A 24,628-nucleotide genomic window follows, 5' to 3' on the forward strand; every position below is an offset into this window, starting at 1 on the left:
GTTTAGGTTTTAATTTAAAATAGATTTGATTTGGTTATTTGAATTTAATTATAATTTACTTTTCTTTTTTCCGCTTCCTGTTGTTTGAGTTCCCATGTAATCTTGTACAGTTCTGAAACCAATATAACTTCTTGCTGAATCTGCATATTCGTGGTCACGAGTACTTACTTGTAGGAAGTAAGCAACATCTTTCCAAGAACCTCCACGAACAACTTTTCTTTGATTGTTTCCGTCGATTACGTTTGGATTCATTGTTGAAACATATTCGTAAGCATTTGGATTATAAGCTGAATCTGTCCACTCTGAAACGTTTCCTGCCATGTTGTATAATCCGTAACCGTTTACTTCATATGATTTAGCTTCAACAGTATACAAAGCTTCATCAGCAGCATAATCTCCTCTGCTTGGTTTAAAGTTTGCTAAGAAACAACCTCTGTCACTTTTAGTATAAGGACCACCCCAAGGATATGTAGCTGATTCCAGACCACCTCTTGCAGCATACTCCCATTCTGCCTCTGTTGGCAATCTGAAGGCATTTACTAAATCACGTCCTTTTTTCTTAGATTTGATATAGCTGTTTTTATTTAATGTTCTCCAAGCACAAAATGCTTTAGCTTGTTTCCAAGTCACACCAACTACAGGATAATCACCGTAAGCTTTGTGCCAGAAATAATCATTATGCATTGGCTCATTATATGAGTAAGCGAAATCTTTAATCCAAACTGTTGTATCAGGATACACACTAACTTGTTCAGTTTTAACGAAATCTTTTCTTTTTCCAACTTTAGCTTTTGCAGCAGCCTGAATGTCCATCCAAGAATAACGGAATTTCAATTTATTTACGTCAATTGTTCTCAAACCATTATATGATTCTTCTATTGGTAAATACATAGAGTCCATTACTTCAGCATAATACTCATCCGGGTATGCTTTAGTATCTTTAATTAACTTAACTTTTTTGTTTAGTTTTCTACCAGCATACGGATCATCTTTTGTTCCTACACTATAGTAGTTATCATACATGTATTTATCATATGCCGTCATTTTATCCGGCTCTGAATCATTAAATGCATAATCTGAGATGCTTCCACCTTTTTTACCTTTAGCATCACCAGCAGGTTTTTGCCCTGTTTCGTCAGCTAAAATAGCCAAACGTACTCTCATTGTAGAATCTTTTACCCATTCTACAAATTGACGGTACTCACTATTTGTAATCTCTGTTTCGTCCATATAAAATGAACGAACCGTTACAGTTTTAGTTGGAGCATCTTCAACATTAGCTAAATCAGCATCTGATTTACCCATAATAAAAGATCCACCTGGAACTAATGTCATTCCATAAGGCTTTTCAGGATGCCATTTGCCTCCTGTAACACCAACTAACTCACCTTTGTCTCCTGACTTACCACAGCCAATTACCAGTGTTAACATTGCTGCAAATGCAATAAACTTCTTCATATAAATTTGGGATTATCTATTCATTATTATAAGTCCGTAAACGTATTTATTATTTATCTAAAAAACAATACTAGTTGCGAAATTTATTTTACCGCTCAAAAATAATGTTAAAAAAAATAAAAAAAAAATATTTCATCGATAAACTAACAGAAAAAATCGACGTAAAACGTTAAACTTCGTTGTTTAGAATTATTTTCTTACTAATTTTTCTTAATTATTTTTTTGAAATTATAATTTTATCTAAAATTTTGCTCTACAGAGCATTTTTTCGTTGTGCTTTCCACCATCTTTCCGGCAGTTCTTGGTTACAAGCGCTCAAATATTCGTCATATGAACACGGTAATAACGTATTTCTTTTCAATTTATTGTGACCATTTGACTCAGATGGAATTTCGATCCACCAACGATCTGTTTTGTCACTTTTATAGAAAATTAATTCTTCATCTTCAAGAGGAACAATATACTTTAAATACGTTGCCCGACTACCAAACGGATATTCTTTTGATCGATAATGATATCCTTCAATAAAATACCAAATTATCTGCGCAATAATAACTGCTTCCGGCGCTGTACTATTATGATTAAAGATTCCAAAACAGGAAACTTTATCACTAATTCCAGCATATCTTGCTAATGAACATATTTCTTTTCCATTGAAACCATTTGGTTCAAAAGTAATCATATTACCTGACACTGATGATTTTACCGAATTTAAATCTATACTTACCAAATCAGCATCTCTAAAAACCGGTTCAGCAAGTGCAATTTTATTCGAAATTTCTCCCAAACGATAAGCATCAAAGAATAATTTCTCGATCAAATCAATTTCTTCCTGCGAATTATAATAGGTCTGATATCCTATATTACAGTAATTAAAAAGGTTATTAGGCTCATCAATAATAATTTTAGTTAGATAAGAATTAGCCGAAACCGTTTCATTTTCCTTACCAAAATCAAACTTATTATCTACAGCAACCATATTTACCATTTGCTCTAAATCATCATATGCGCGATACAATGCATAGGTCAAATCCTGCGAACCTCCTATAACTATAGGAATCACTTTATTCTTAATTAAAGTAGATGTTACTTTTTTTAGAGCAAAGTAGGTATCCTCTACAGAGTCACCCGCAAGAATATTTCCTAAATCAGCAATTGATGCATCCCAATTACCCGGAAACATGCCGTATAATTTTTTGCGAACGACATTTAAATTAACATCATTAATTCCGTTGCTATTGCGGCGGTCTTCTAGCACACCAATTATCGCAAAGGTAATTTTATTTATATCAGGAAACTGATCTTGGGTATGCAAAACTATTTTACTACCCAATTCTTGTGAAGACAATGAACTAATGAATTTTAAAATTCCGTCATTAACTGGTTCTAGAAAATCAAATTCCATTTATTATTTCTTTTTAGCAGCTGTTTTTTTAGCTGGAGCTTTTTTAGCGGTTGTTGCTTTTTTTGCTGGAGTCTTTTTTGCCGGTGTTTTAGCCGCAATCATTTCCTGAACCTGAGCCAATGTTAATTTTGTTGCATCAACATCTTTACTTAATTCAATTTTGATTTTGCCTTTTGTAATAACAGAGCGCCCCCAACGTGCTTTTTCAACCAAAATTCCTTCGTCTTCCCAATTATGGAGCACTTTATCTATGTTTTTCTGTAATTTATCTTCAATTAGTTCTTCAACTTCTTGTTGTGACAAATTATCAAAATTGTATTTTTTACTTACATTAATAAAAATACCGTTCCATTTGATGAACGGACCAAAACGTCCCACACCTTTCTGAACGCCTTCGCCTTTGTAAACTGCGATTGGAGCATCGGCAATTGCTTTTTCGTCAATTAATTCCTGCGCTCTTTCTTTTGAAAGGCTTAACGGATCTTCTCCTTTTGGCAATGAAATAAATACACTTCCGTGACGAACATAGGGACCATAACGACCATTACTTACTTCTACTTCTTCTCCTTTATATTCTCCTAAGTTTTTAGGTAATAAAAACAAATTCAAAGCTTCTTCAAGGGTAATGTTTCCAATATTTTGATCAGACATTAAGCTTGCGAATTTTTTATCTTCATCATCTGCTTCTCCAATTTGAGCCATTGGTCCAAATTTTCCTAAACGAACAGAAACTTGTCTTCCGTCAGCATCTTTTCCTAAAATTCTTTCTCCGCTTTCACGTTCTGCATTTGCTTCAACCTCTTTTACATTTGGGTGAAACTTATCATAGAATTCTTTCATCATAACTGCCCAGTCAATATTTCCTTCGGCAATTTCATCAAAATCCTGTTCTACTTTTGCAGTAAAGTTATAATCTAATATATTTCCGAAGTTCTTAACCAGGAAATCTGTAACAATAGTTCCGATATCTGTTGGAACTAATTTACCTTTATCCGAACCTGTATTTTCTTTCAGCAACTTCTCACCTACTTTACTGGCTTGCAAAGTAAGTTGTGTATAATTACGTTCCTGACCTTCAAGTGTCCCTTTTTCAACATAATTTCTGTTGATAATAGTCGAAATAGTTGGCGCATACGTCGACGGACGTCCAATTCCTAATTCTTCTAATTTTTTTACCAAAGAAGCTTCTGTATATCTTGCCGGAGGTCTTGAGTATCTTTCTGTAGCTGTAATATAATTGTTAACCAGTTTTTCGTTTACTTTTAATGCAGGCAACATTCCTTCTTGTTCTTCCTCATCATCATCGTGTCCTTCTAAATAAACTTTTAGGAAACCTTCAAAAAGTAAAACTTCTCCTGAAGCTGTAAAAATTTCACTGTGATTATTCGCTTCAATTTTTACGTTTGTTCTTTCTAATTGTGCATCGCTCATTTGAGACGCCAATGTTCTTTTCCAGATCAAATCATACAAACGAGCCTGATCACGATCGATATTTACTGTATGGCGAGACATATCTGTAGGACGAATTGCTTCGTGCGCTTCTTGTGCTCCTTTACTTTTGTTAGTGAAAGTTCTGGGTCTTGAGAACTCTTTTCCGTATGATTTTATGATTTCAGCTTCAGCGGCATCCATTGCATCTTTAGAAAGGTTCACACTATCGGTTCTCATATACGTAATAAGTCCCGCTTCGTATAAACGCTGTGCAAGCTGCATGGTGATTCCAACTGGCAAATACAATTTTCTTGCTGCTTCTTGTTGCAGTGTAGAAGTTGTAAAAGGTGATGTTGGAGATTTTTTGGTAGGTTTAGTTTCTAAATCGGCTACCTTATATTGTGATCCGATGTTTTTATTTAAAAAATCTTCGGCTTCTTTTTTAGTATTGAAATTTTTTGGCAATTTGGCTTTGAAAGCTTTTCCTGCTTCATTTACAAATTCGGCTACGATAGAATAGCTTGCAACTGCATTAAAGTTTTGGATTTCGCGTTCTCTCTCTACAATCAAACGAACTGAAACTGATTGTACACGTCCGGCAGAAAGTCCTCCTTTAATTTTTCTCCACAAAACCGGAGATAATTCGTAACCTACTAAACGGTCTAAAACACGACGTGCTTGTTGTGCGTTTACTAAATTATAATCAATTTCTCTTGGGTTTTCGATTGCTTTAAGAATCGCAGACTTTGTAATTTCGTGAAAAACAATTCGCTTTGTTTTTTTAATATCTAGTTTTAGTTCTTCCGCAAGATGCCATGAAATAGCTTCACCCTCACGGTCCTCATCGCTCGCTAGCCAAACCATTTCGGCATTCTTAGATAATGTTTTCAGTTTGCTTACCAAGGCTTTTTTATCTGGAGAAACTTCGTATTTAGGTTTGAAACCATTCTCTACATCTACTCCTATTTCCTTTGATGGTAAATCTGCTATATGTCCGTAACTTGACTCTACCTGAAAATCACTTCCTAAAAATTTCTCTATCGTTTTCGCCTTTGCAGGTGATTCCACTATTACTAAATTCTTTGCCATTGCTCTATTTTTCTGCAACAAAAGTATCTATTTTTTTTAAATATCAACCTTGCTATTTCATTTTTGAGGTATTTTAATATTATGAATCTTAAAATTACAGATTTATCTGTATTCATACGTATTATATATATAGGTATAACTTTTAAGGGATTATGCCAATGAAATATACTTTTTAAAGCTCATTTTCTAGCCCGGATTGTAGTGAAAAGCCCGGAGTAAAAAATGCAAAAGTTTCTTGTTTTAAAAAAGCGACCAACGGAAGCTCTTTTTAAAACATTAGAAACTTTGCGTTTTTTATGAGGACTTGAAACGGAAAGCTGGAAATTGCTTCTTAGAACAAAAAAATATCCGCCACGAATTTCATTAGCACGAATTAATTTGTGAAACTTGAAATTTGTGGCAAAAAACTTTTTAACTGTGGCAAAAAAAAATACCGTAGAGTTCGCGAAGTTAGTTTGAGCTAAAATATTTCAGGATAAGTTCACAAAGCTTTGAGAATATTTTTAATCTTTTTAATCTGTGGCAAAAATTTAACCGCAAAGATTCACAAAGTTTTTACGCAAAGTTCGCTAAGCTAGTTTAAGCTGAAATATTTCAGGATAAGTTCACAAAGCTTTGAGAATCTTTTTAATTTTTAATCTATGGCAAAAAATTAACCGCAGAGTTCACAAAGATTTACGCAAAGTTAGTTTGAGGTGAAATATTTCAGGGTAAGTTCACAAAGTTTCGAAAATATTTTAATCTATCAACAATCGTTAATCAACAATCTAAAATCAATCCCGAAGCGTCGGGACTAAAATCTAAAATTTCTTTTCTGCCATCTTGTCACTTTGATCGCATTTACGTTATCTTTGCACTTTGAAATTATACAATGGAAAAGATTATTGAAGAAAGCAAACAGGGCGAAAGTCTTGTTTTAGAAAATAAACCTGAAAATACTAAAAAACTTTTTATAGAAAGTTACGGTTGTGCGATGAATTTTTCGGATAGTGAAATCGTAGCTTCCATTTTATCAATAAACGGATACAATACTACACAAATTCTTGAAGAAGCAGATTTAGTTTTAGTAAATACTTGCTCGATCAGAGATAAGGCCGAACAAACTATTCGTAAACGTTTGGAAAAATATAATGCAGTAAAACGTATTAATCCGAAAATGAAAGTAGGCGTTTTGGGTTGTATGGCAGAGCGTTTGAAAAGTCAGTTTTTAGAAGAAGAAAAAATCGTTGACCTTGTAGTTGGTCCCGATGCTTACAAAGATTTGCCTAACTTATTGGCAGAAGTTGAAGAAGGCCGCGACGCTATTAACGTAATTTTATCTAAAGAGGAAACGTACGGAGATATTTCGCCGGTTCGCTTGATGAGTAACGGAATTACAGCGTTGGTTTCGATCACTCGTGGTTGCGATAATATGTGTACGTTTTGCGTTGTACCTTTTACTCGCGGACGTGAACGTAGTCGTGAACCTCAAAGTATTATGGGCGAAATTCAGGATTTATGGAACAAAGGCTTTAAGGAAATTACGCTTTTAGGTCAAAATGTTGACAGTTATCTTTGGTACGGCGGTGGTTTGAAAAAAGATTTTGTAAGTGCTTCGGATATGCAAAAAGCTACAGCGGTTGATTTTGATCAATTGCTTGAAATGGTTGCTGTTGGATTCCCTAAAATGCGTATTCGTTTTTCGACTTCAAATCCGCAGGATATGCACGAAAGTGTGTTGCACGTTATTGCGAAACATCCAAATATTTGCAAACACATTCACTTACCGGTTCAGTCCGGAAGTAACAGAATTCTAAAAGAAATGAATCGTTTGCATACTCGCGAAGAATACATGACTTTGATTGATAAAATCAGATCGATTATTCCGAATGCTTCGATTTCGCAGGATATGATTGCCGGTTTTCCAACAGAAACTGAAGAAGATCACAAAGACACCATGAGCTTAATGGAATATGTGAAATATAATTTCGGTTATATGTATTCGTATTCTGAGCGTCCGGGAACTCTGGCAGGAAGAAAAATGGAAGATGATGTTACCGATGAAACGAAAGCTAGAAGATTACAGGAAATCGTTGATTTGCAACAAAAACACGCCTGGTTTAGAAGCGAAGAATTCGTAGGACAAGTTGTTGAAGTTCTTGTCGAAAAAGTGTCTAAAAAATCAACCGAAGAATTCTCTGGAAGAAATTCTCAAAGTATTACGGTTGTTTTCCCAAAAGAGAATTATAATATTGGGGACTTTGTAAATGTAAAAATAATCAGTTGTACTAGTGGGACTTTAAAAGGAGAAGCTGTTGGATTGAGTGAAATGAATTAAAGTTTTTTAACCGCAAATTTCACAAATTTTCACAAATTAATCTCCATGCCTGACTCAAACGAATATTATTATAAGAAAAACGAAAACTACAAGATTGTTGGAATATGTATGGAAGTACATAGATTATTAGGATCTGGACTACTTGAAATTGTATATAAAGACGCTTTAGAAATTGAATTTAAAAATCATAGAATTCCTTATTGTCGAGAAAAGGAGTTTGCAATAGAATATAAAGGAATTATTTTGCCTCATAAATTTTATGCGGATTTTATCGTTTATGACGATATAATATTAGAAGTAAAATCCGTAAAAGAAATTAGCAATGATCATCTTGCCCAAACGTTAAATTACATGAAACTTGCGGATACTCCAGTAGGGATAATTGCAAACTTTCAAAACAAATCATTAGTACATAAACGATTAATAAATTCTTAAAATGAATTTGCGCAAATTTGTGTAATTTGTGGTTGATTTAAAAAATTCGTGCTAATCATTTTATCCCGATAGCTATCGGGAGTGGCATAAAAAATAAAAATATTATTTCTGGTTTTTAAGACTCACATACATTCCGTAACTTGAAACCTGAAACAAACAAAACTTGAAACAAACATAAATGGAAACAGTTCAAGCAATAAAACAACGATTTGAAATTATCGGGAATGATCCGAAATTAAATCGCGCCATTGAGAAAGCCATTCAGGTTGCCCCTACTGATATCTCGGTAATGGTAACTGGGGAAAGTGGTGTTGGTAAAGAGAATATTCCAAGAATAATTCATTCGCTTTCGCATAGAAAGCATGGAAAATATATTGCTGTAAACTGTGGAGCAATTCCGGAAGGAACAATTGACAGTGAGCTTTTTGGGCATGAAAAGGGTGCTTTTACAGGTGCTACAAGCACACGTGAAGGTTATTTTGAAGTTGCCGATGGTGGAACAATTTTCCTGGATGAAGTTGGAGAATTACCTTTAACAACTCAGGTGCGTTTGCTTCGTGTTCTGGAAAATGGTGAATTTATAAAAGTAGGTTCGTCTCAGGTTCAAAAAACAAATGTTAGAATTGTTGCGGCAACAAACGTGAACTTATTCAATGCTATTGAAAAAGGAAAATTCCGTGAGGATTTGTATTATCGTTTGACTACTGTCGAAATTACTTTGCCGCCATTGCGCGAAAGAAATGAAGACATACATTTGTTATTTAGAAAATTTGTTGCCGATTTTGCGCATAAATATAAAATGCCTCCGTTAAAGTTAGATGATGATGCGGTTCTGCTTTTGCAAAAATTCAGATGGAACGGAAATATTCGTCAGTTGCGAAATGTAGCGGAACAAATCTCAGTTTTAGAAACTAATCGCGATATTACTTTGGCTACTTTACGCTCGTATTTACCAACTGAGGGAAGTAATTTACCATCGGTAATTAATGATAAGAAAAAGGAAAGTGATTTTAGTACCGAAAGAGACATTTTGTACAAAGTTCTTTTTGATATGAAAAGTGATCTGAATGATTTGAAGAAACTGACTTTGGAATTAATGAAAAACGGATCATCAAAAGTTCAGGATATCAACCCAAATTTGATTCAGAAAATATATGGTTCGCAGGAAAATGAAAGTGAAATAGATTTTGAAGAAGAACCAAGAACTGCTGTAATGGCGCCTGCAACCCGCGAAGATAATTATCAGATACAGGACGATAATTATTTATTTGCCGAAACAATTGAGGAAGAAGAAGTTTTACGTTTAGAACAAAAAGAAATCGAAATGATCAAAAAATCATTAGAAAAAAATAAAGGAAAACGAAAAGCTGCTGCTGATGAATTAGGTATTTCGGAACGTACTTTGTATCGAAAAATTAAACAATTTGATTTATAAATAAAAAAGAAATCTCACCATTTAAATTTCAAAAAATAAATTCCAAATTCCAAATTAGTATATTTGAAAAAAATTGGAATTTCCACTAAACATTGGAATTTGGAATTTAAAAAATTGGAATTTACTACCATAGATTTTATGAAAAAAATATATTCTTTATTAGCCTTAATGAGCCTTTTTATGTTAAGCGGTTGCGGAGTTTACAACTTTACCGGACAAACTGGTAAAATTGACGCCAAAACTTTTCAGGTTAACTTTTTTCAAAACAATGCTGATTTGATTGAACCTGGAATTGACAGAACATTTACGTTGGCATTACAGGATTTAATTCAAAATCAAACGAATTTAAACTTAGTTAGCGAAAGTGGCGATTTAGTTTATGAAGGAGAAATTACAGATTACAGAACCACTCCTATGACAGCAACTGCTGTTACAACAGGGGGTGAAGCCGGGGCAGCTCAAAACCGTTTGACGATTCGGGTAAATGTTAGATTTACGAATAAAAAGAAAGAAACAGATGATTTCGAAAAATCATTCGAATTCTATTACGATTTCCCAGGAACTGGTTTACCAACCGGTGCTATTTTAAATACGGCGCTTCAAACTATTTTTGAAAGAATTACGCAGGATATTTTTAATGAATCATTGGCAAAATGGTAAAAAATTGTTTATTTGTTGAAATCGGTTAAATTGCTTAATCGATTCATTTAAACGACTAAACAGTTAAACAAAAAACGATTAAACAATAAGAAATGAATGTAACTGATTATACCTACTTAATGAACAAACCCGATGCTATTACAGAAAAGCAAGCGGATGCATTAGGAAGTGTTTTGAATGAATTTCCGTATTTTCAAAGTGCACGAGCATTACGATTAAAAGGTCTTTACAGTCAAAATAGCTTTAAGTATAATTATGCTCTAAAGGTTACAGCTGCACATACATCTGATCGTGCGGTTTTATTTGATTTCATCACATCAGAAGATTTTACATCTATTCAGAGTGAATATTATGATCAAAAATTGAGGGATCTTTTAGAAATAAAAGTGGTCGACAGTGAGGTTATTTCATTTTCGGAAATTAAAAAAACAACTGAAACCCGAATTGATCCTATTGAACAATCTATTCTGAATTCTATAAGAGAAGCAACAAACGTAACTTTTGAAGAGCCTGTAAAAACAATAGACAAACCTGGTGTACCACTTAACGAGCAATCTATTTTAAACTCTTTTGAACAAGCGCCACCAGCCTCTTTTGAAGAGCCTTTAAAAATCGAAGAACTTAAAATTGAACCTATTACTGAAGATTTAATTTTAGATTCATTTAAAGAAGTAATACCAAACACTTTTGAAGAATCTGTAAAAATCGAAGAAACTATAATTGAACCTGTTTCTGAGCAAGAAATTTTAGATACTTTTAAGGAAGTAACGTCAACTAATGTTGAAGAACCTGCAAAAACAGAAGAAAAACCAATTGATCTAAATATTGAGCAATCTATTTTAAATTCTATTATAGAAGCGACAAATATAACTTTTGTAGAAACTACAAAAATCGAAGAGCAAAAAACAGAGCCAATTGTTGAAGAACCTATTATAACTCCTAAAGAAACTATGCCAACCTTTTTTGAAGAAATAGTAGACGATGAAATTCCGGAAATCAGGATTGATCCTATCGAAAAATCGATATTAAATTCTATTGAAGAATCAACAAACCTAACTTTTGAAGAACCACTAACGCCAGAAGAACCTAAAGAAATTGAACTTCCTGAAGTTGTGAAAACTGCTGAAGAAAATCTTAAAATAGAAGAAGCGACTACCTTAACTTTTGAAAAATCAATAATAGCAGAAACACCTAAAGAAATTGAAGTTCCTGAAGCGGTAAAAATTGCCGAAGAAAATCTGGAAATTGGAAAACCATTGGATTTTTCTGTTAATGAAAAACACTCTTTTCAGGAATGGCTGCAATTAGCACGAACAGAACCAATTGACAGAACTGAAGGTCCTGAAGAAGCCAAAAAAAAAGCTGATCCACAAGTTGAAGCTGAAATAATTGTTGATGAGAAAAAGAAAAAAGCAGAAATAATCAATAAATTCATTGAAACAAACCCAAAAATTTCTCCCATTAAACAAACTGCAATAGTTCCAGCGGTACAATTTGACCTTAATAAAGAAGATAATTCGTACTTAATGACAGAGACTTTGGCCAGAGTATATTTAGAACAAAAGAAATATACAAAAGCAATACAAGCATATGAAATATTAATTTTGAAATATCCAGAAAAAATTAGTTTCTTTGCAGACCGTATTTCGGATATAAAGATTTTACAACAAAATAACAATAATAATTAAGCAATGAGCACATTTTCAATTTTTTTAGTTTTAATGACAATAGTTTGTTTTCTATTGATCGTAGTAATCATGGTTCAAAACCCTAAAGGAGGCGGATTGTCGTCTACAATTAGCGGAACTCAAATGTTAGGTGGAGTACAAAAAACAACTGACTTTTTAGATAAAAGTACTTGGACATTAGCTACTATTTTGATTGCTTTAATCTTACTTTCAAGTTTAAGCTTTACAGGATCTTTAAGCGATACTGATTCTAAACTTATTGAAAAAACAGAAGCTCCTGCTAATACACCAGCAGCTCCGGTTCAACAAACACCTGCTCCGGCAACTCCTGCAGCTAAATAATACTTTTTGAAATAAATATAAAATGCCAGCCTGTCAAAGCTGGCATTTTTTTTAAGAAAAAATGTCAGTTTTCACAGCATGGCACAATTTCTGAAAGTTATTTTAGCATTAAAAAAATATAAACTATTAATAATATAAAATCATGACTTTAAACATTAAACCGCTTTCAGACCGCGTACTTATTGAGCCTGTTGCAGCTGAAACTAAAACTGCGTCAGGGATTTTTATTCCAGATACTGCCAAAGAAAAACCACAAAAAGGAACTGTAGTTGCAGTAGGAAATGGATCTAAAGATCACACTATGACCGTAAAAGTTGGCGACACTGTTCTTTATGGTAAATATGCAGGAACAGAATTAAAACTTGAAGGAACTGATTATTTGATTATGCGTGAGGATGATATCCTTGCAATTATCTAAAATCCCCCTAACCCCCGAAGGGGTAATAAAAACTTGAAACTTGAAACTTTCAAACTTGAAACAAAATAAAACATAAAAAAATGGCAAAAGATATAAAATTTGATATTGAAGCACGTGACGGATTAAAACGTGGTGTTGATGCATTAGCAAATGCTGTAAAAGTAACTCTTGGACCAAAAGGTCGTAATGTAATTATTGGTAAATCATTTGGTGGACCAACAGTTACTAAAGATGGAGTTTCGGTTGCAAAAGAAATCGAATTAAAAGACCCATTAGAAAACATGGGCGCGCAAATGGTTAAAGAAGTAGCATCTAAAACTAATGATTTAGCGGGTGACGGAACTACAACTGCTACAGTTTTAGCTCAGGCAATCGTAAAAGAAGGTTTGAAAAACGTTGCTGCAGGTGCAAATCCTATGGACTTGAAACGTGGTATCGACAAAGCTGTTGAAGCTATCGTTGCTGACCTTGCTAAACAAGCTAAAGTGGTTGGAAGCGATTCTGATAAAATCAAACAAATTGCTTCTATCTCTGCAAATAATGACGAAGTAATTGGTGAACTAATCGCTACTGCTTTTGCAAAAGTGGGAAAAGAAGGTGTTATTACTGTTGAAGAAGCTAAAGGAACTGAAACTTATGTTGATGTTGTTGAAGGTATGCAGTTTGACAGAGGATATCTTTCTCCTTATTTTGTTACAAATCCTGAGAAAATGGAAGTTGAATTAGACTCTCCATACATTTTATTATATGACAAAAAAGTTTCTTCTTTAAAAGAATTACTACCTGTTTTAGAGCCAGTTGCTCAATCCGGAAAACCATTATTAATTATTGCTGAAGATGTTGACGGAGAAGCTCTATCAACTCTTGTAGTAAACAAATTAAGAGGTGCTCTTAAAATTGCTGCTGTAAAAGCTCCAGGTTTTGGAGACAGAAGAAAGGCAATGTTAGAAGATATCGCAATCTTAACTGGTGGAACTGTAATTTCTGAAGAAAGAGGTTATACTCTTGAAAATACAACTATTGAAATGTTAGGAACTGCAAAAAGAGTTTCTATCGATAAAGATAACACTACAATTGTAAGTGGTGCCGGTGAAGCTGACATGATCAAAAATCGTGTAAACCAAATTAAAGGTCAAATGGAAGCTACAACTTCTGATTATGACAAAGAAAAATTGCAAGAACGTTTAGCTAAATTAGCTGGTGGTGTTGCTGTTCTTTACGTTGGTGCTGCATCTGAGGTTGAAATGAAAGAGAAAAAAGACAGAGTTGATGATGCTTTACACGCAACTCGTGCTGCTGTTGAAGAAGGAATTGTTGCCGGTGGTGGTGTTGCTTTATTAAGAGCAAAAGCGGCATTAGCTGACATTAAAGCTGATAATGCTGACGAAGCAACTGGAATTCAGATTGTTTCTCGTGCTGTTGAATCTCCATTAAGAACTATTGTTGAAAATGCAGGTCTTGAAGGTTCTGTAGTTGTAGCAAAAGTTGCTGAAGGTTCTGGTGATTTTGGCTACAATGCTAAAACTGATGAATATGTAGATATGCTTAAAGCTGGAATTATCGATCCTAAAAAAGTAACTCGTGTAGCGTTAGAAAATGCTGCGTCGGTTGCCGGAATGATCCTTACTACAGAATGTGCATTAATTGATATTAAAGAAGAAAACGGAGGCGGAATGCCAATGGGTGGCGGTATGCCAGGAATGATGTAATCATTTTATACTTCTTATTTATAAACGCCGGATTTGATCCGGCGTTTTTTTTTGCTATCGATATAGATTAAAAAGATTTTTTTTCGTCACGAATTTCACGAATTAGCACGAGTTATTTTTCTAATAGTTTTGCTTAAAAATTAGTGGAAATTAGGGGAATTCATGGCAAACTTTTTTCATTATTTGATAGCAAACTTTTCTTTAGTTTAACATTCTCTTTCTAATAAAAAAATCGTTTATCAGTAACTTTACACCTTTATTAAAAATTGCAAAATGAGAAAATTTACTACTCAATTATTATCCTTTACATTCTTACTTCTTACCACTTTTACATATTCTCAATCCAACAAAGACGCTTATGTAGTTTTAGTTTCTATGGATGGATTCCGTTGGGATTATGCGAAACATTTTAAACTTCAAAATTTAAACCAAATTGCGAAAGAAGGCGTTCATGCTAAATCAATGCGACCTTCCTACCCTAGTAAAACTTTCCCTAACCATTATTCGATAGTTACGGGACTTTATCCGGATCATCACGGGATTATTAACAATGTATTTTATGATGCCAGTTTAAATGAATCTTTTGCATTATCGACCGATGCAAAAAATGATTCCAGATTTTATGGTGGAAATCCAATCTGGAATGTGGCGGAACAACAAGGTATAAAAACAGCTTCGTTTTTCTGGCCGGGATCTGATACTGATAAAAAAAGACCAAGTTATTACAAAGAATATAATGACAAAATCCCATACGGAAACAGAATTGATACGGTTATTAAATGGTTGCAGCTTCCTGAAAAACAACGTCCGCATTTAGTCACTTTATATTTTGATGAACCGGATCATACCGGACATGATTTTGGTCCGCTTTCTCCGGAGAACGAGAAAGTAATCAAAAGGATGGATTCACTTATAGGGCAATTATCTTCTAAATTGAATCAATTATCTATTGGAAAAGAAATCAATTTAATTATTGTTTCAGATCACGGAATGACGAATATTAGTAATGATAAAAAAGTAGCCATTTTAGATTATTTAAAACCCGAATGGTTAGGATACAAAGCCGTAATTAACCCAATTATGAGTTTACAGGCAAAACCGGGTTATCAGGATTCAATTGCAAACGCATTAAAAAAAGTACCACATATTAAATTCTGGAAATCCAGCGAGGTTCCTAAAAGGTTGCATTACGGAACTAATCCGCGTGTGCAGGATTTTGTAATTGAAGCTAAAAAAGGATATAGTTTAGTTAGTGAAAAAACCCAGAATATAAAAGGCGGAACGCACGGCTACGACAATAAAACCAAAGACATGCAAGCTATTTTTTATGCAAAAGGTCCTGCATTTAAAGTTGACAAAGAGGTAAAGTCATTTCAAAATGTTTCTGTTTATCCTTTGATTGCCCATATATTAGGTTTGCAAATTGATGAAGTTGATGGCAAGTTTAGCGAAGTACAATCGATGCTAAAAAATTAGATAATATGAAAATTAGATAATTACTCAATAATCATAAGCAACAAACCCGACAGGTTTTTAAAACCTGTCGGGTTTACTTGTTAATTGCAAAGGCGTACAGTAATTCGATAATATTCGAATTCCGTAATTGTAGAGGCGCACAGCAGTGCGTCTCCGGCATGCATAAGACATAATATGAATCTCTGCAAAAAGTTATATACAAAAATGGCTTTAGCTGAATTTTAAATTCGGCTAAAGCCATTTTTCAATTTATTATTTTCCTCCAGCCAAAGCAGGAGGCAATTCAATTAGTTTCAAAATCAATTATAAAATAAAGCCATTCATTATCTAATTATCTAATTGACACATTTTCTAATTTTCTAATTACCTCATTAAAATCCTGTTGAAACAGAAACTTCTTTCCAGTTCTCTAATTCTTTTTGAACGTTTTCAATTTTCAGGTTTGCCATATTATAAGCATCTTGTCCTAAGAATAAATGCAACGCAGGATTTTTCTCTTGACTCATTTTGATTAATGCAACTGCTAATTTTTCAGGATCTCCGGGTTGATTTCCGTCAATATCATCTTTATGAGCACTTTCAGATGCTCTAACCGATTTGTATTCTGCAATTGGGTTTGATGGTAATAGTAAAGAACTATCTGCTAAGAAATCAGTTCTGAAATAACCCGGATAAACTAAAGTTACATTTACGCCAAATTCTTTTACTTCGGCAGCCAAAGACTCGGTTAAACCGGCAACTGCAAATTTTGTAGAACAATAGATTCCCCAACCCGGAAAACCTCCGTTATATCCGCCAATAGAAGATATATTAAAAATATGCCCTGATTTGTTTGCACGCATATACGGTATTGTATTTCTGACTACATTTAATAATCCGAAAACATTTATCTCATAATTTTTTCTTGATTCGGCATCAGTTAATTCCTCTAAAGTTCCTAATAAACCGTAACCTGCATTGTTTACCAATACATCAATTGTTTTAAAATGACTAACGGTTATTTCAATGGCATTTTTAACGCTTTTTTCATTTGTCAAATCCATTTCTAAAGGAAGAAAATTTTCAGATGGACTTCCAATTGCTTTAATTAAAGCTTCTTCACTTCGTGATGTTGCCGCTACTTTTTTACCTTCTGCCAATAATTTTTTAGCCAATACTAATCCAAGACCTTTTGACGCTCCTGTTATAAACCAAACTTTGTTATTTTCCATGATTTTATTTTTAGATTTAATTATGGTACAAAGGTATAGGCGGAATCGTTATCCAAAATTAAAGGAATCAAACAAGAAGTTACAAAAATCAAACAATTTCGGTTACACGATATGCTTTTGGGGAAAGCTGAGTGTTTTTCTTGAAGAAATTGATAAAATGAGATAATTCTTCAAATCCAAGGCACCACGCAATTTCATTAATATTCCAATTGGTTTGTTTGAGTAAAATCATCGCTTCCTGAATAATTCTTTCGCATATAATCTGCGAAGTTGTCTTTCCTGTCGTTTCTTTTAAAGCTTTATTCAAATGATTGACATGTACATTTAACTGATTAGCAAATTCTGAAGGCGAACGAAAATTAATTTGCTGAGATATCGATTCAATCGGAAATTGGCGTTCCAGTAATTCTAAAAACAAGGAAGAAACCCTAATCGTAGCGTTTGATTTACTATATAATGAAGAAGTTAACGTTTGTGTTTTTAGCGCCAAATGGATAATCTCAAAAACAAGATTCCGAAGCATATCATATTTAAAAGCGTAATCAGAATCTATTTCATCAAACATTCTTAAATAAACTGATTTTAAAGATTCCGCTAATTCTTTGGAAACAGGAACAATAGGATTTCCCCCAGGTTGAAACAAAGGATATTCTTTTAAATTCCCAAACTGACTAAAAAATGCATCAGTAAAAATGCAGAAAAACCCTGTTTGGTTTTCATCAATATGTTCCCAACTGTAGGGAATTTGCGGATTGGCAAAAAATAAAGCCTGATCTTCTATTTCGACAATTTTATCTGCATAATGTACTTTGTTCCTGCCCACGATTAAACTTATTTTATAATAGTCTTTTCGGGTATAAGGCAATGGATTACAAGTAGAACCAACATAATCATCCAGTTTAAAAACATTAAAATGTCCGATTTCTTTTTGGAGATTCTCGGGCATTCCTTTTATTTTTATCGTGTAAAAATCTTCGAGGGTTTCTGTGCGTTTCATTTTGCAAAGTTACGAAAATCAAACAAATACAATTAGATAATTTGATAATGAATAGAGTGTCACCCTGAGCGGAGTCGAAGGGCGTTCCAATTGGCACGTGGGGCTTCGACTTCGCTCAGCCTGACAAACTAAACATACGTAAATTTGGCCTTTATAAATTAATTAATAATTTACAATTCATCATTATTAAGAAACCACTTTATATTTAGGATCTTCAATTACATTTACTTTAATAACGGCTTCGGCATTTTTAAGTAATTTGATGCAATCAGGACTTAAATGTTCCAGTTCAATTATTTTATCGACTTCATTGTATTTTTTAGTCAAATTATTCAGCGCTTCAATTGCCGACATATCCGCAACGCGACTTTGTTTAAAATCAAGAACTATATGATTGGGATCGTTTGCAATATCAAACTTCTCCATAAATGTGGCGATAGAACCAAAGAATAAAGGTCCTTGAATCTCGTAATGTTTTATGCCTAATTCATCAATATAATGTTTGGTACCGATTCTTTTAGCGCTTTCCCAAGCAAAAACAAGCGCTGAAATAATAACACCAATCAAAACCGCCAATGCCAGATTATGCAATAAAATAGTAATAACGGCAACCAAAATTCCAACAAAAATATCATGCTTCGGCATTTTGTTTATCACTTTAAAACTTGCCCATTCAAAGGTTGTAATTGCAACCATCATCATTACACCAACTAAAGCTGCCATTGGCAATTTTCCAATTACTGGCGCGCCAAAAAGTATGATTAATAATATCGTCAATGCGGCAATTATTCCGGAAAGTCGTGCTCTTGATCCTGCCGAAAGATTAACTAATGTTTGTGCAATCATGGGACAACCGCCCATCCCGAAAAAGAATCCATTTAAAATATTCGAACTTCCTTGTGCTATACATTCACGATTGCTGTTTCCTCTGGTTCCGGTAATTTCGTCGACAAGATTTAACGTCAATAAACCTTCGGTCAAACCTACGGCTGCAACAATTACAGAATAGGGAAATATGACTTTGAAAGTTTCAAAAGAAATGGGAATATTCGGGATGTGAAATGGAGGGAATCCGCCTTGAACCGAAGCAATATCTTCGACTGTTTTGGTTTCGATATTGAAAATTAATACGATGGCAAATACTACCATTATTGCCACTAATGATGCGGGAACTGCTTTTGTAATCTTCGGAAAAAGTAAAACTATCCCAATTGTTAATGCGACTAAACCCAGCATAATATACAAAGGTGTTCCTTGCAACCACGAAGTTTGTCCGTTGATAACGGTTTTAAATTGTTCGAGTTGTGACATGAAAATAACCACCGCCAATCCGTTTACAAAACCAAACATAACGGGTTGAGGAACTAACCGAATAAATTTTCCGAGTTTAAAAAGTCCGATACAAATCTGGACGACGCCTCCAAGTGCAACAGCAGCAAAAACATATTCTATACCATGGGATTTCATTAAAGCGATTAAAACAATAACGGTCGCTCCTGCTCCGCCTGAAATCATTCCCGGTCTTCCGCCAAAAATAGCGGTGACTAATCCGGCTATAAAAGCGGCATACAAACCTACCAAAGGGGGAAAACCTGCTAAAATAGCAAATGACAACGATTCAGGGATCATTGTCATAGCGACTGTTAAACCTGCTAAAATTTCATTTTTGTAATTGACTTTTTGGGTAAAGTCAAAGAGATGGAGCGCTTTTTTCATAAGAGCACAAATTTAAAAAATAATGTGCACAAAGTAAAGAAAGCTTTCTATCTAAAAAAGGAAATTTAAAGCTGTTTTAATAATAACAAAACACAAGTAATTATTAAGTTTATCATTTTTAATTATTCTAATTTTACACAAGTATATCCAAGACAATTTATATGGTCTATAATATTTTCTGGCTCTAAACCTACACCTTCAACGCGCAATATTTTATCACAATCTTCAAGATCAAAATTAATTTTATAATCAGGAAATTGATTGAGGATTACGGCAATAATATAATTGGTTTCTGCTTCTTTTTTAACATTTGTTTTAAAAACTTCAACAACCATAATTGTTTATTTTGATGCTTAATGAAATAATAAATGAACTATAGAACTGTGGCAAAACACAAATTCTGATTTAAAAAGGATTGTATGAGATTCCGAATCTAAAATAGCCCTGAGCATCTTCCTTATGATCATAAATATAGTTAGACGTTCGTTCACCTCTTTCTGTTACACGAGTACTCAAAATATTATTAACACCGGCTTTCAAAAAACCAATTATTTGAGGCGTTATGCGGTATTCATAGGTTATACCGGACTTTAATTCTAACTGATTTAACTCGTAAATTCCTTTTAAATTTGAAGTATTTAAATTTAAATAAAAACTTTCAGAATTTAATTCTGTTCCCAGCGAAATTCTTCCGTTTTCAAGCAATTGTCTTCTGAACAATAAACGCTGGGGAAGTATAAAATCTATATCCCATTTTGAATCCTGAAATTTGTGATTGTAAGTAAAAAGTAGTGTAATTGGTATAATGGCAGATGGATCCAGCATTGCCAAAGCTCCAATGGTAATCGTAGTATTTGCGGTTCGTTTAAGGACAATATTTGCCGTTACAAAACCTTTTACACGCTGAATATTATCCTGATTTCCGTCGACGGTCGCGGTTGCATTATAAATAACCGGTTTATGAAAAAGTGACGACATATAAGTGGCGCTCAAAGCTGCTGCAAAATAATGAAATTCTTCTTTTTCTCTGGTATATGTACTTGCCGATGCGTAATTGTAAATATCGCCAAACTCATACGTTTCATATTTATAACGCAAGGAACTTGTTAAAACAAACAATTGGTGCTTCTAACAAGTCTATTTTATTTTAACTGTTATTAATCTATAAAGTTTCATTAAAAATTACAAACTAAAAATCTTTGTCACCTCTTTTTTAGCTTTATAAAATCATTCATTTTCGTTTACCATAGATTTTTTCATCAAAAAAAATGGCCTCCAAACCAATTTTTCTTACATAAATAATTATATTAGCCCCGCCACTAATCGTTAAAATAATTGTAGAAAAAATGACTCTTTTTAATCTCCTATTTAGAAATTCAGATTTAGAATGTCCGCGTTGTCAAGGGAAAGCATTTGTTGACTGGGAAGATATCCGTCGATTAGATAAAATCTTAAAATGGACGCCCGCTCCTTGTGCATATTGTTTAGGCACCGGAAAAGTCACTAAAGAAATCCTTTCAAAAGTTCCTGTTGATTATACGTATCTCACTATAGATTTGCCGGAATCAGAAATGGATAAGATAAAAGAAGGTGATCAGGAAACATTAGAGAAAGGACGAATACACGAACTTTTTTTAGACGAACTGATAAAATATGTCGAAAATCATCATGTAAACAACAAAATGGATGCTGAAAGTATTGCCAATTTATATTTAAGCACCGAAGATGAAAATGCGTTATTTTCGTTAGAAAGGGAAAATCTAAGGTTATATATTGAAAAAATAATTGAGTTAAAAAGAATTGAATCGAATCAAAAATAAAAATCTAAACCATTAGATACAGACAATCCGAACGGATAATTTGAATTTAAATCATATTATAAACCAGAAGCCAGATAAAGTCAATTAAATGATGCTATCTGGTTTTTGCTTTTTAATTCTTTATTAAAAAAATATCTTACAAATAAATTAACTTTTTAGACTTAAATAATTAACTTAGCGTGATGATGAAAAGTTTACATTTGATTGAAAAAATTTACAAAAATCATATTTTCAAGTTTAAATCGCCTCATTTACACCGCAATTCCCAAATCTAAAAATGAATTTAAAGGAGAACACGCACATAAATAAAACCTACAAAAGTTTAGAGCGAAACATGATTGATTTTATAGAACTTGGCGAAGCTGATTACACCAGAGCCGACGTTAAAAAATGCATGTCGTTACTGGATAATTTCCTTGAAGAAATTGCAATAACAGATTCAAGAGAATCCGGAATTCTAAGTGTAAAAAAAGCGGTTCTGGCGATTAATCATCTCAATGAAAGTTGTGAATACGAACTCGTTGAAACGGAACAAAGAGAAAAAATTGCTGATATTATCATTTTTGCCGGACACTTAAAAGGCTACAATCACATCTCTGAAGATATTACCGAAGAATGGCGCGAATGGTAAAGTATTTATTCTTAAGAAATAAAAACTTTGTGACTTTTTACTTTTGTGACAAAAAATAGCCAAAAACAGGTATAAATACGCATTGCCAGAATTATATTAAGTAGTAAAATTGCGGTAAATAATTTTTACTTAAGATACGTAGTTTTCCCGAATAGGAAATTTATAAATGCTGTCATTTTTTTTGGAACAATTAAAGTGAGATTTCTAATCGATGCCATCGATTAAAGATCTCACTTTTTATTTAATTACTTTTTCCTTAGAATCTCAGCAACTCATAACCTTAGCAACTTAGTCTAAGAACTTTAGCAACTTTAAACTAAAACTGCGAATTAATCCTAATAGAACCTTTAACCAGCGCAAGTGATTTAATACTGCTTATAGGAAACTCTAATGTTTGATGTTCCGGGTTTTGGGCAATAAACAGCACATGTGATTCGCGCTCTGATTGTTTTAGAAAACGGGTAAAAAAGTATTCATTATCATCATTGTTGACATATATAAGATACATTTCGCCCCAGATGATATTCTGCTCCAGATTAAATATCTTTTTATAAACCACAATATCACCACTTTTTAAAAGCGGATGCATACTATCGCCGGTGACATATAATGCGCCATCACAATTAGAGATTTTTGGGATTTTGATAAGGTCAACAGGTTTTTGATTTTCGTTGTCGCCAAACAAATCAATAATTCCCGCAGTGGTTTGAATATCATAAAGCGGAATTTCAGGATTATCGATTGCTTTTCCTGTTTTTTGATAAAGTCTGGCATTTTTTTCATGCAAAACATCCCATTTTATCATGTTTCCGTCACCGGTCATTAGCCATTCAATATTGATGTCTCTATACCTGCTTAAGATATTTTCTAATTTATCGATCCCGATTGTCTTATTTTTTTTCAATTGACTGGCAAATGAACCATTAGACATTCCAACTTCTCTCTCCAGAACACTGACTCTAATACCTTTATAATCAAGGTATTGTTTAATTCTTTGTATTGTATTTTCTGCCATAAAACATTTTTTTTTAGAAAAAATCCTACATTTATTAGTTATTTAAGAAATATCCTACTATATTTGTCTCGTTGATAATACAAACAAAGCGATGGGCAAAAATATAAAAACTAAACCGAGTTATAACCAAGAAATCCTAAAGATTATAAAAAATAAGTACGGATATTCTGACGACTACATTCGCAAATCGATTCGTGGCGATCGTGTAGGGCATATTGCAGATATGATAAAGGTGGAATATAATAAGCTAAATAATGAGTCAAAAAAAGCAATTGAAATTAAAGCAGAACAATTAAAAGATCAAAAACCATAATCACAATTCAATATAAATCGTTTAAAAAATCGCAAATACAAAATTTACTTACTAAACAAAAGTTCATTTTTTTAATATGGCTTAACAAGCAAAATTCAATACAGCAGTTTTAAAAATTTCATTGTTTTATTTTATTGCTGTATTTAATGAGGGAGCTACTGACTCCCTCATTTTTACCATTATTTTTTCTCGTTTTTATTTCTATCCTACGTAATCCTGAAAAGGAGTTGAGGCACCGCAATAAGCACGCACAGCGTTCTCCTACGAACCTGAGCTGGCTTGCGGTGATTCTTCAAAATGAAGGATTATTTTATATTTAAAACAAAAATATTGGTAAGCAAAAAAACGTTTACTAAATTAACGTTTAATTTTACAATTAGATATATAAAAATGAAGTAATCGAGATGAAATTTTAGGCGATATTTCCTAATCCGTCAGGAAATGGTCTATAAGCATAATAATGTAAAACTTCCTCAATTGCTATTTTCAAAGCTTCATTTATTGGAAGTAGAATAACGCCCATTCTTAAATCAATTTGCGCAAGTTGCATATAATAGTCCGTAAAAATAGGCACATATTGCCCTTTCAGGATTAGTTTTTCGGCTGCATCGAAGTTTTCTTGCTGTTCTTCTTTTATGATTTTACAAGTCGCTAATCTTAACTTTCCGAATTTATCGGTATTTGCGGCATAACCAAAAAGTCGACAAATTAATCCGCGGTAACGATAATCGCTGCAATTTCCTTTATGATATTCTAAAACAGAAATAGGACGGTATAATAAACAATTCTTTGTACTTGTATTGTTTAAAAGTACTAAGGTTTCCTCGGCTTTGCCATTCAAAAATAAATGAAACGCCCAAGGCAAAAATTCTAATGGCGACGCTTCAATATTAGGAGTAGAACAACATTTGCCACAACCAGCATTGCAAGAGATATGTGTTGCAGATTTAAAAGCAGAAATTTCAATTTCAAGTCGGTCAAATAATACTTCAACCTTTTGAACTTTATCTTCTATTGTCATCCTTTTTTTGGTAAGGTAGACTAATAGAAATAGCTTAAGCC

The 24,628-nt window shown here is 33.3% G+C and carries 22 protein-coding genes; 12 read left to right on the forward strand and 10 right to left on the reverse strand.

Translation table 11 applies throughout. From position 1 onward, the window contains the following. Positions 1-48 precede the first annotated feature (48 nt). The 3 genes from gldK to topA all read right to left on the reverse strand — a co-directional run bounded on the left by gldK (position 49) and on the right by topA (position 5,383). Entirely contained in the window at positions 49-1,458 is a 1,410-nt protein-coding gene (gldK, locus tag ACHZDT_RS00090) for a gliding motility lipoprotein GldK (protein ID WP_055094854.1), read from the reverse strand. Positions 1,459-1,711: 253 nt separating this feature from the next. After that, on the reverse strand, positions 1,712-2,863 hold the full coding sequence (locus ACHZDT_RS00095) for a formimidoylglutamase (RefSeq protein ID WP_394772622.1): 1,152 nt from the start codon (positions 2,861-2,863) through the stop codon (positions 1,712-1,714). A gap of 3 nt (positions 2,864-2,866) precedes the next feature. Next, a complete protein-coding gene (topA, locus tag ACHZDT_RS00100) occupies positions 2,867-5,383 on the reverse strand; it encodes a type I DNA topoisomerase (RefSeq protein ID WP_394772623.1) in 2,517 nt (838 codons plus the stop codon). Between the two features lie 871 nt (positions 5,384-6,254). Between topA and miaB the strand changes: the two genes are divergently transcribed. From miaB to ACHZDT_RS00145, 9 genes are all read left to right on the forward strand, one after another. After that, positions 6,255-7,700, forward strand: coding sequence for a tRNA (N6-isopentenyl adenosine(37)-C2)-methylthiotransferase MiaB (miaB, locus tag ACHZDT_RS00105; RefSeq protein ID WP_394772624.1), 1,446 nt, complete (start codon positions 6,255-6,257; stop codon positions 7,698-7,700). 45 nt (positions 7,701-7,745) lie between these two features. After that, entirely contained in the window at positions 7,746-8,135 is a 390-nt protein-coding gene (locus tag ACHZDT_RS00110; RefSeq protein ID WP_394772625.1) for a GxxExxY protein, read from the forward strand. Positions 8,136-8,313: 178 nt separating this feature from the next. Then, positions 8,314-9,570, forward strand: a complete 1,257-nt coding sequence (locus ACHZDT_RS00115) for a sigma-54 interaction domain-containing protein (protein WP_394772626.1) — start codon at positions 8,314-8,316, stop codon at positions 9,568-9,570. A 138-nt stretch (positions 9,571-9,708) separates the two neighbouring features. Continuing rightward, positions 9,709-10,230, forward strand: coding sequence for an LPS assembly lipoprotein LptE (lptE, locus tag ACHZDT_RS00120; RefSeq protein ID WP_394772627.1), 522 nt, complete (start codon positions 9,709-9,711; stop codon positions 10,228-10,230). Between the two features lie 92 nt (positions 10,231-10,322). Then, positions 10,323-11,918: a hypothetical protein gene (locus ACHZDT_RS00125; RefSeq protein WP_394772628.1), complete on the forward strand. Its 1,596-nt coding sequence runs from the start codon at positions 10,323-10,325 to the stop codon at positions 11,916-11,918. Positions 11,919-11,921: 3 nt separating this feature from the next. After that, positions 11,922-12,260: a preprotein translocase subunit SecG gene (secG, locus tag ACHZDT_RS00130; protein WP_394772629.1), complete on the forward strand. Its 339-nt coding sequence runs from the start codon at positions 11,922-11,924 to the stop codon at positions 12,258-12,260. A gap of 142 nt (positions 12,261-12,402) precedes the next feature. After that, positions 12,403-12,678: a co-chaperone GroES gene (gene groES, locus ACHZDT_RS00135; RefSeq protein WP_007806577.1), complete on the forward strand. Its 276-nt coding sequence runs from the start codon at positions 12,403-12,405 to the stop codon at positions 12,676-12,678. A gap of 80 nt (positions 12,679-12,758) precedes the next feature. Continuing rightward, on the forward strand, positions 12,759-14,387 hold the full coding sequence (groL, locus tag ACHZDT_RS00140) for a chaperonin GroEL (RefSeq protein WP_394772630.1): 1,629 nt from the start codon (positions 12,759-12,761) through the stop codon (positions 14,385-14,387). A gap of 273 nt (positions 14,388-14,660) precedes the next feature. Further along, positions 14,661-15,863, forward strand: coding sequence for an ectonucleotide pyrophosphatase/phosphodiesterase (locus ACHZDT_RS00145; RefSeq protein ID WP_394772631.1), 1,203 nt, complete (start codon positions 14,661-14,663; stop codon positions 15,861-15,863). 371 nt (positions 15,864-16,234) lie between these two features. Here the strand turns inward: ACHZDT_RS00145 and ACHZDT_RS00150 are convergent, their stop codons facing one another. The 5 genes from ACHZDT_RS00150 to ACHZDT_RS00170 form a co-directional block, all read right to left on the reverse strand. Beyond that, positions 16,235-17,074 carry an SDR family NAD(P)-dependent oxidoreductase gene (locus ACHZDT_RS00150; RefSeq protein WP_394772632.1) on the reverse strand — a complete coding sequence of 280 codons (840 nt, stop codon included), beginning with the start codon at positions 17,072-17,074 and terminating at the stop codon, positions 16,235-16,237. Positions 17,075-17,162: 88 nt separating this feature from the next. After that, positions 17,163-18,071, reverse strand: coding sequence for a helix-turn-helix domain-containing protein (locus tag ACHZDT_RS00155; RefSeq protein WP_394772633.1), 909 nt, complete (start codon positions 18,069-18,071; stop codon positions 17,163-17,165). A gap of 186 nt (positions 18,072-18,257) precedes the next feature. Further along, entirely contained in the window at positions 18,258-19,787 is a 1,530-nt protein-coding gene (locus tag ACHZDT_RS00160; protein WP_394772634.1) for a SulP family inorganic anion transporter, read from the reverse strand. Between the two features lie 122 nt (positions 19,788-19,909). Next, positions 19,910-20,122, reverse strand: a complete 213-nt coding sequence (locus ACHZDT_RS00165) for a hypothetical protein (protein WP_394772635.1) — start codon at positions 20,120-20,122, stop codon at positions 19,910-19,912. A 70-nt stretch (positions 20,123-20,192) separates the two neighbouring features. Beyond that, positions 20,193-20,885: a hypothetical protein gene (locus ACHZDT_RS00170; RefSeq protein WP_394772636.1), complete on the reverse strand. Its 693-nt coding sequence runs from the start codon at positions 20,883-20,885 to the stop codon at positions 20,193-20,195. A 248-nt stretch (positions 20,886-21,133) separates the two neighbouring features. Here ACHZDT_RS00170 and ACHZDT_RS00175 point away from each other — a divergent pair, with 248 nt between their 5' ends. Together ACHZDT_RS00175 and ACHZDT_RS00180 are read left to right on the forward strand one after the other, a co-directional pair. After that, positions 21,134-21,607, forward strand: a complete 474-nt coding sequence (locus ACHZDT_RS00175) for a hypothetical protein (RefSeq protein ID WP_394772637.1) — start codon at positions 21,134-21,136, stop codon at positions 21,605-21,607. Positions 21,608-21,884: 277 nt separating this feature from the next. Beyond that, positions 21,885-22,238, forward strand: a complete 354-nt coding sequence (locus ACHZDT_RS00180) for a hypothetical protein (RefSeq protein ID WP_394772638.1) — start codon at positions 21,885-21,887, stop codon at positions 22,236-22,238. Positions 22,239-22,554: 316 nt separating this feature from the next. On the opposite strand, the gene ACHZDT_RS00185 is transcribed toward ACHZDT_RS00180, so the two are convergent. Next, the gene (locus tag ACHZDT_RS00185; RefSeq protein ID WP_394772639.1) at positions 22,555-23,253 is read right to left on the reverse strand and encodes a helix-turn-helix transcriptional regulator; all 699 of its coding nucleotides are present in this window, start codon (positions 23,251-23,253) and stop codon (positions 22,555-22,557) included. A 91-nt stretch (positions 23,254-23,344) separates the two neighbouring features. Here ACHZDT_RS00185 and ACHZDT_RS00190 point away from each other — a divergent pair, with 91 nt between their 5' ends. Next, complete coding sequence (locus ACHZDT_RS00190; protein ID WP_394772640.1) at positions 23,345-23,566, forward strand: hypothetical protein; 222 nt, start codon at positions 23,345-23,347, stop codon at positions 23,564-23,566. 412 nt (positions 23,567-23,978) lie between these two features. On the opposite strand, the gene ACHZDT_RS00195 is transcribed toward ACHZDT_RS00190, so the two are convergent. Next, the gene (locus tag ACHZDT_RS00195) at positions 23,979-24,587 is read right to left on the reverse strand and encodes a YkgJ family cysteine cluster protein (protein WP_394772641.1); all 609 of its coding nucleotides are present in this window, start codon (positions 24,585-24,587) and stop codon (positions 23,979-23,981) included. Positions 24,588-24,628: the final 41 nt, after the last annotated feature.

Source organism: Flavobacterium sp. (genome assembly GCF_043722275.1).
In the GTDB taxonomy this organism is placed as follows: domain Bacteria; phylum Bacteroidota; class Bacteroidia; order Flavobacteriales; family Flavobacteriaceae; genus Flavobacterium.

Bases quoted from the DNA above. Each gene is read 5' to 3' on its own strand.
- gldK (WP_055094854.1), bottom strand. From the start codon at position 1,458: ATGAAGAAGTTTATTGCATTTGCAGCAATGTTAACACTGGTAATTGGC.
- ACHZDT_RS00095 (WP_394772622.1), bottom strand. From the start codon at position 2,863: ATGGAATTTGATTTTCTAGAACCAGTTAATGACGGAATTTTAAAATTC.
- topA (WP_394772623.1), bottom strand. From the start codon at position 5,383: ATGGCAAAGAATTTAGTAATAGTGGAATCACCTGCAAAGGCGAAAACG.
- miaB (WP_394772624.1), top strand. From the start codon at position 6,255: ATGGAAAAGATTATTGAAGAAAGCAAACAGGGCGAAAGTCTTGTTTTA.
- ACHZDT_RS00110 (WP_394772625.1), top strand. From the start codon at position 7,746: ATGCCTGACTCAAACGAATATTATTATAAGAAAAACGAAAACTACAAG.
- ACHZDT_RS00115 (WP_394772626.1), top strand. From the start codon at position 8,314: ATGGAAACAGTTCAAGCAATAAAACAACGATTTGAAATTATCGGGAAT.
- lptE (WP_394772627.1), top strand. From the start codon at position 9,709: ATGAAAAAAATATATTCTTTATTAGCCTTAATGAGCCTTTTTATGTTA.
- ACHZDT_RS00125 (WP_394772628.1), top strand. From the start codon at position 10,323: ATGAATGTAACTGATTATACCTACTTAATGAACAAACCCGATGCTATT.
- secG (WP_394772629.1), top strand. From the start codon at position 11,922: ATGAGCACATTTTCAATTTTTTTAGTTTTAATGACAATAGTTTGTTTT.
- groES (WP_007806577.1), top strand. From the start codon at position 12,403: ATGACTTTAAACATTAAACCGCTTTCAGACCGCGTACTTATTGAGCCT.
- groL (WP_394772630.1), top strand. From the start codon at position 12,759: ATGGCAAAAGATATAAAATTTGATATTGAAGCACGTGACGGATTAAAA.
- ACHZDT_RS00145 (WP_394772631.1), top strand. From the start codon at position 14,661: ATGAGAAAATTTACTACTCAATTATTATCCTTTACATTCTTACTTCTT.
- ACHZDT_RS00150 (WP_394772632.1), bottom strand. From the start codon at position 17,074: ATGGAAAATAACAAAGTTTGGTTTATAACAGGAGCGTCAAAAGGTCTT.
- ACHZDT_RS00155 (WP_394772633.1), bottom strand. From the start codon at position 18,071: ATGAAACGCACAGAAACCCTCGAAGATTTTTACACGATAAAAATAAAA.
- ACHZDT_RS00160 (WP_394772634.1), bottom strand. From the start codon at position 19,787: ATGAAAAAAGCGCTCCATCTCTTTGACTTTACCCAAAAAGTCAATTAC.
- ACHZDT_RS00165 (WP_394772635.1), bottom strand. From the start codon at position 20,122: ATGGTTGTTGAAGTTTTTAAAACAAATGTTAAAAAAGAAGCAGAAACC.
- ACHZDT_RS00175 (WP_394772637.1), top strand. From the start codon at position 21,134: ATGACTCTTTTTAATCTCCTATTTAGAAATTCAGATTTAGAATGTCCG.
- ACHZDT_RS00180 (WP_394772638.1), top strand. From the start codon at position 21,885: ATGAATTTAAAGGAGAACACGCACATAAATAAAACCTACAAAAGTTTA.
- ACHZDT_RS00185 (WP_394772639.1), bottom strand. From the start codon at position 23,253: ATGGCAGAAAATACAATACAAAGAATTAAACAATACCTTGATTATAAA.
- ACHZDT_RS00190 (WP_394772640.1), top strand. From the start codon at position 23,345: ATGGGCAAAAATATAAAAACTAAACCGAGTTATAACCAAGAAATCCTA.
- ACHZDT_RS00195 (WP_394772641.1), bottom strand. From the start codon at position 24,587: ATGACAATAGAAGATAAAGTTCAAAAGGTTGAAGTATTATTTGACCGA.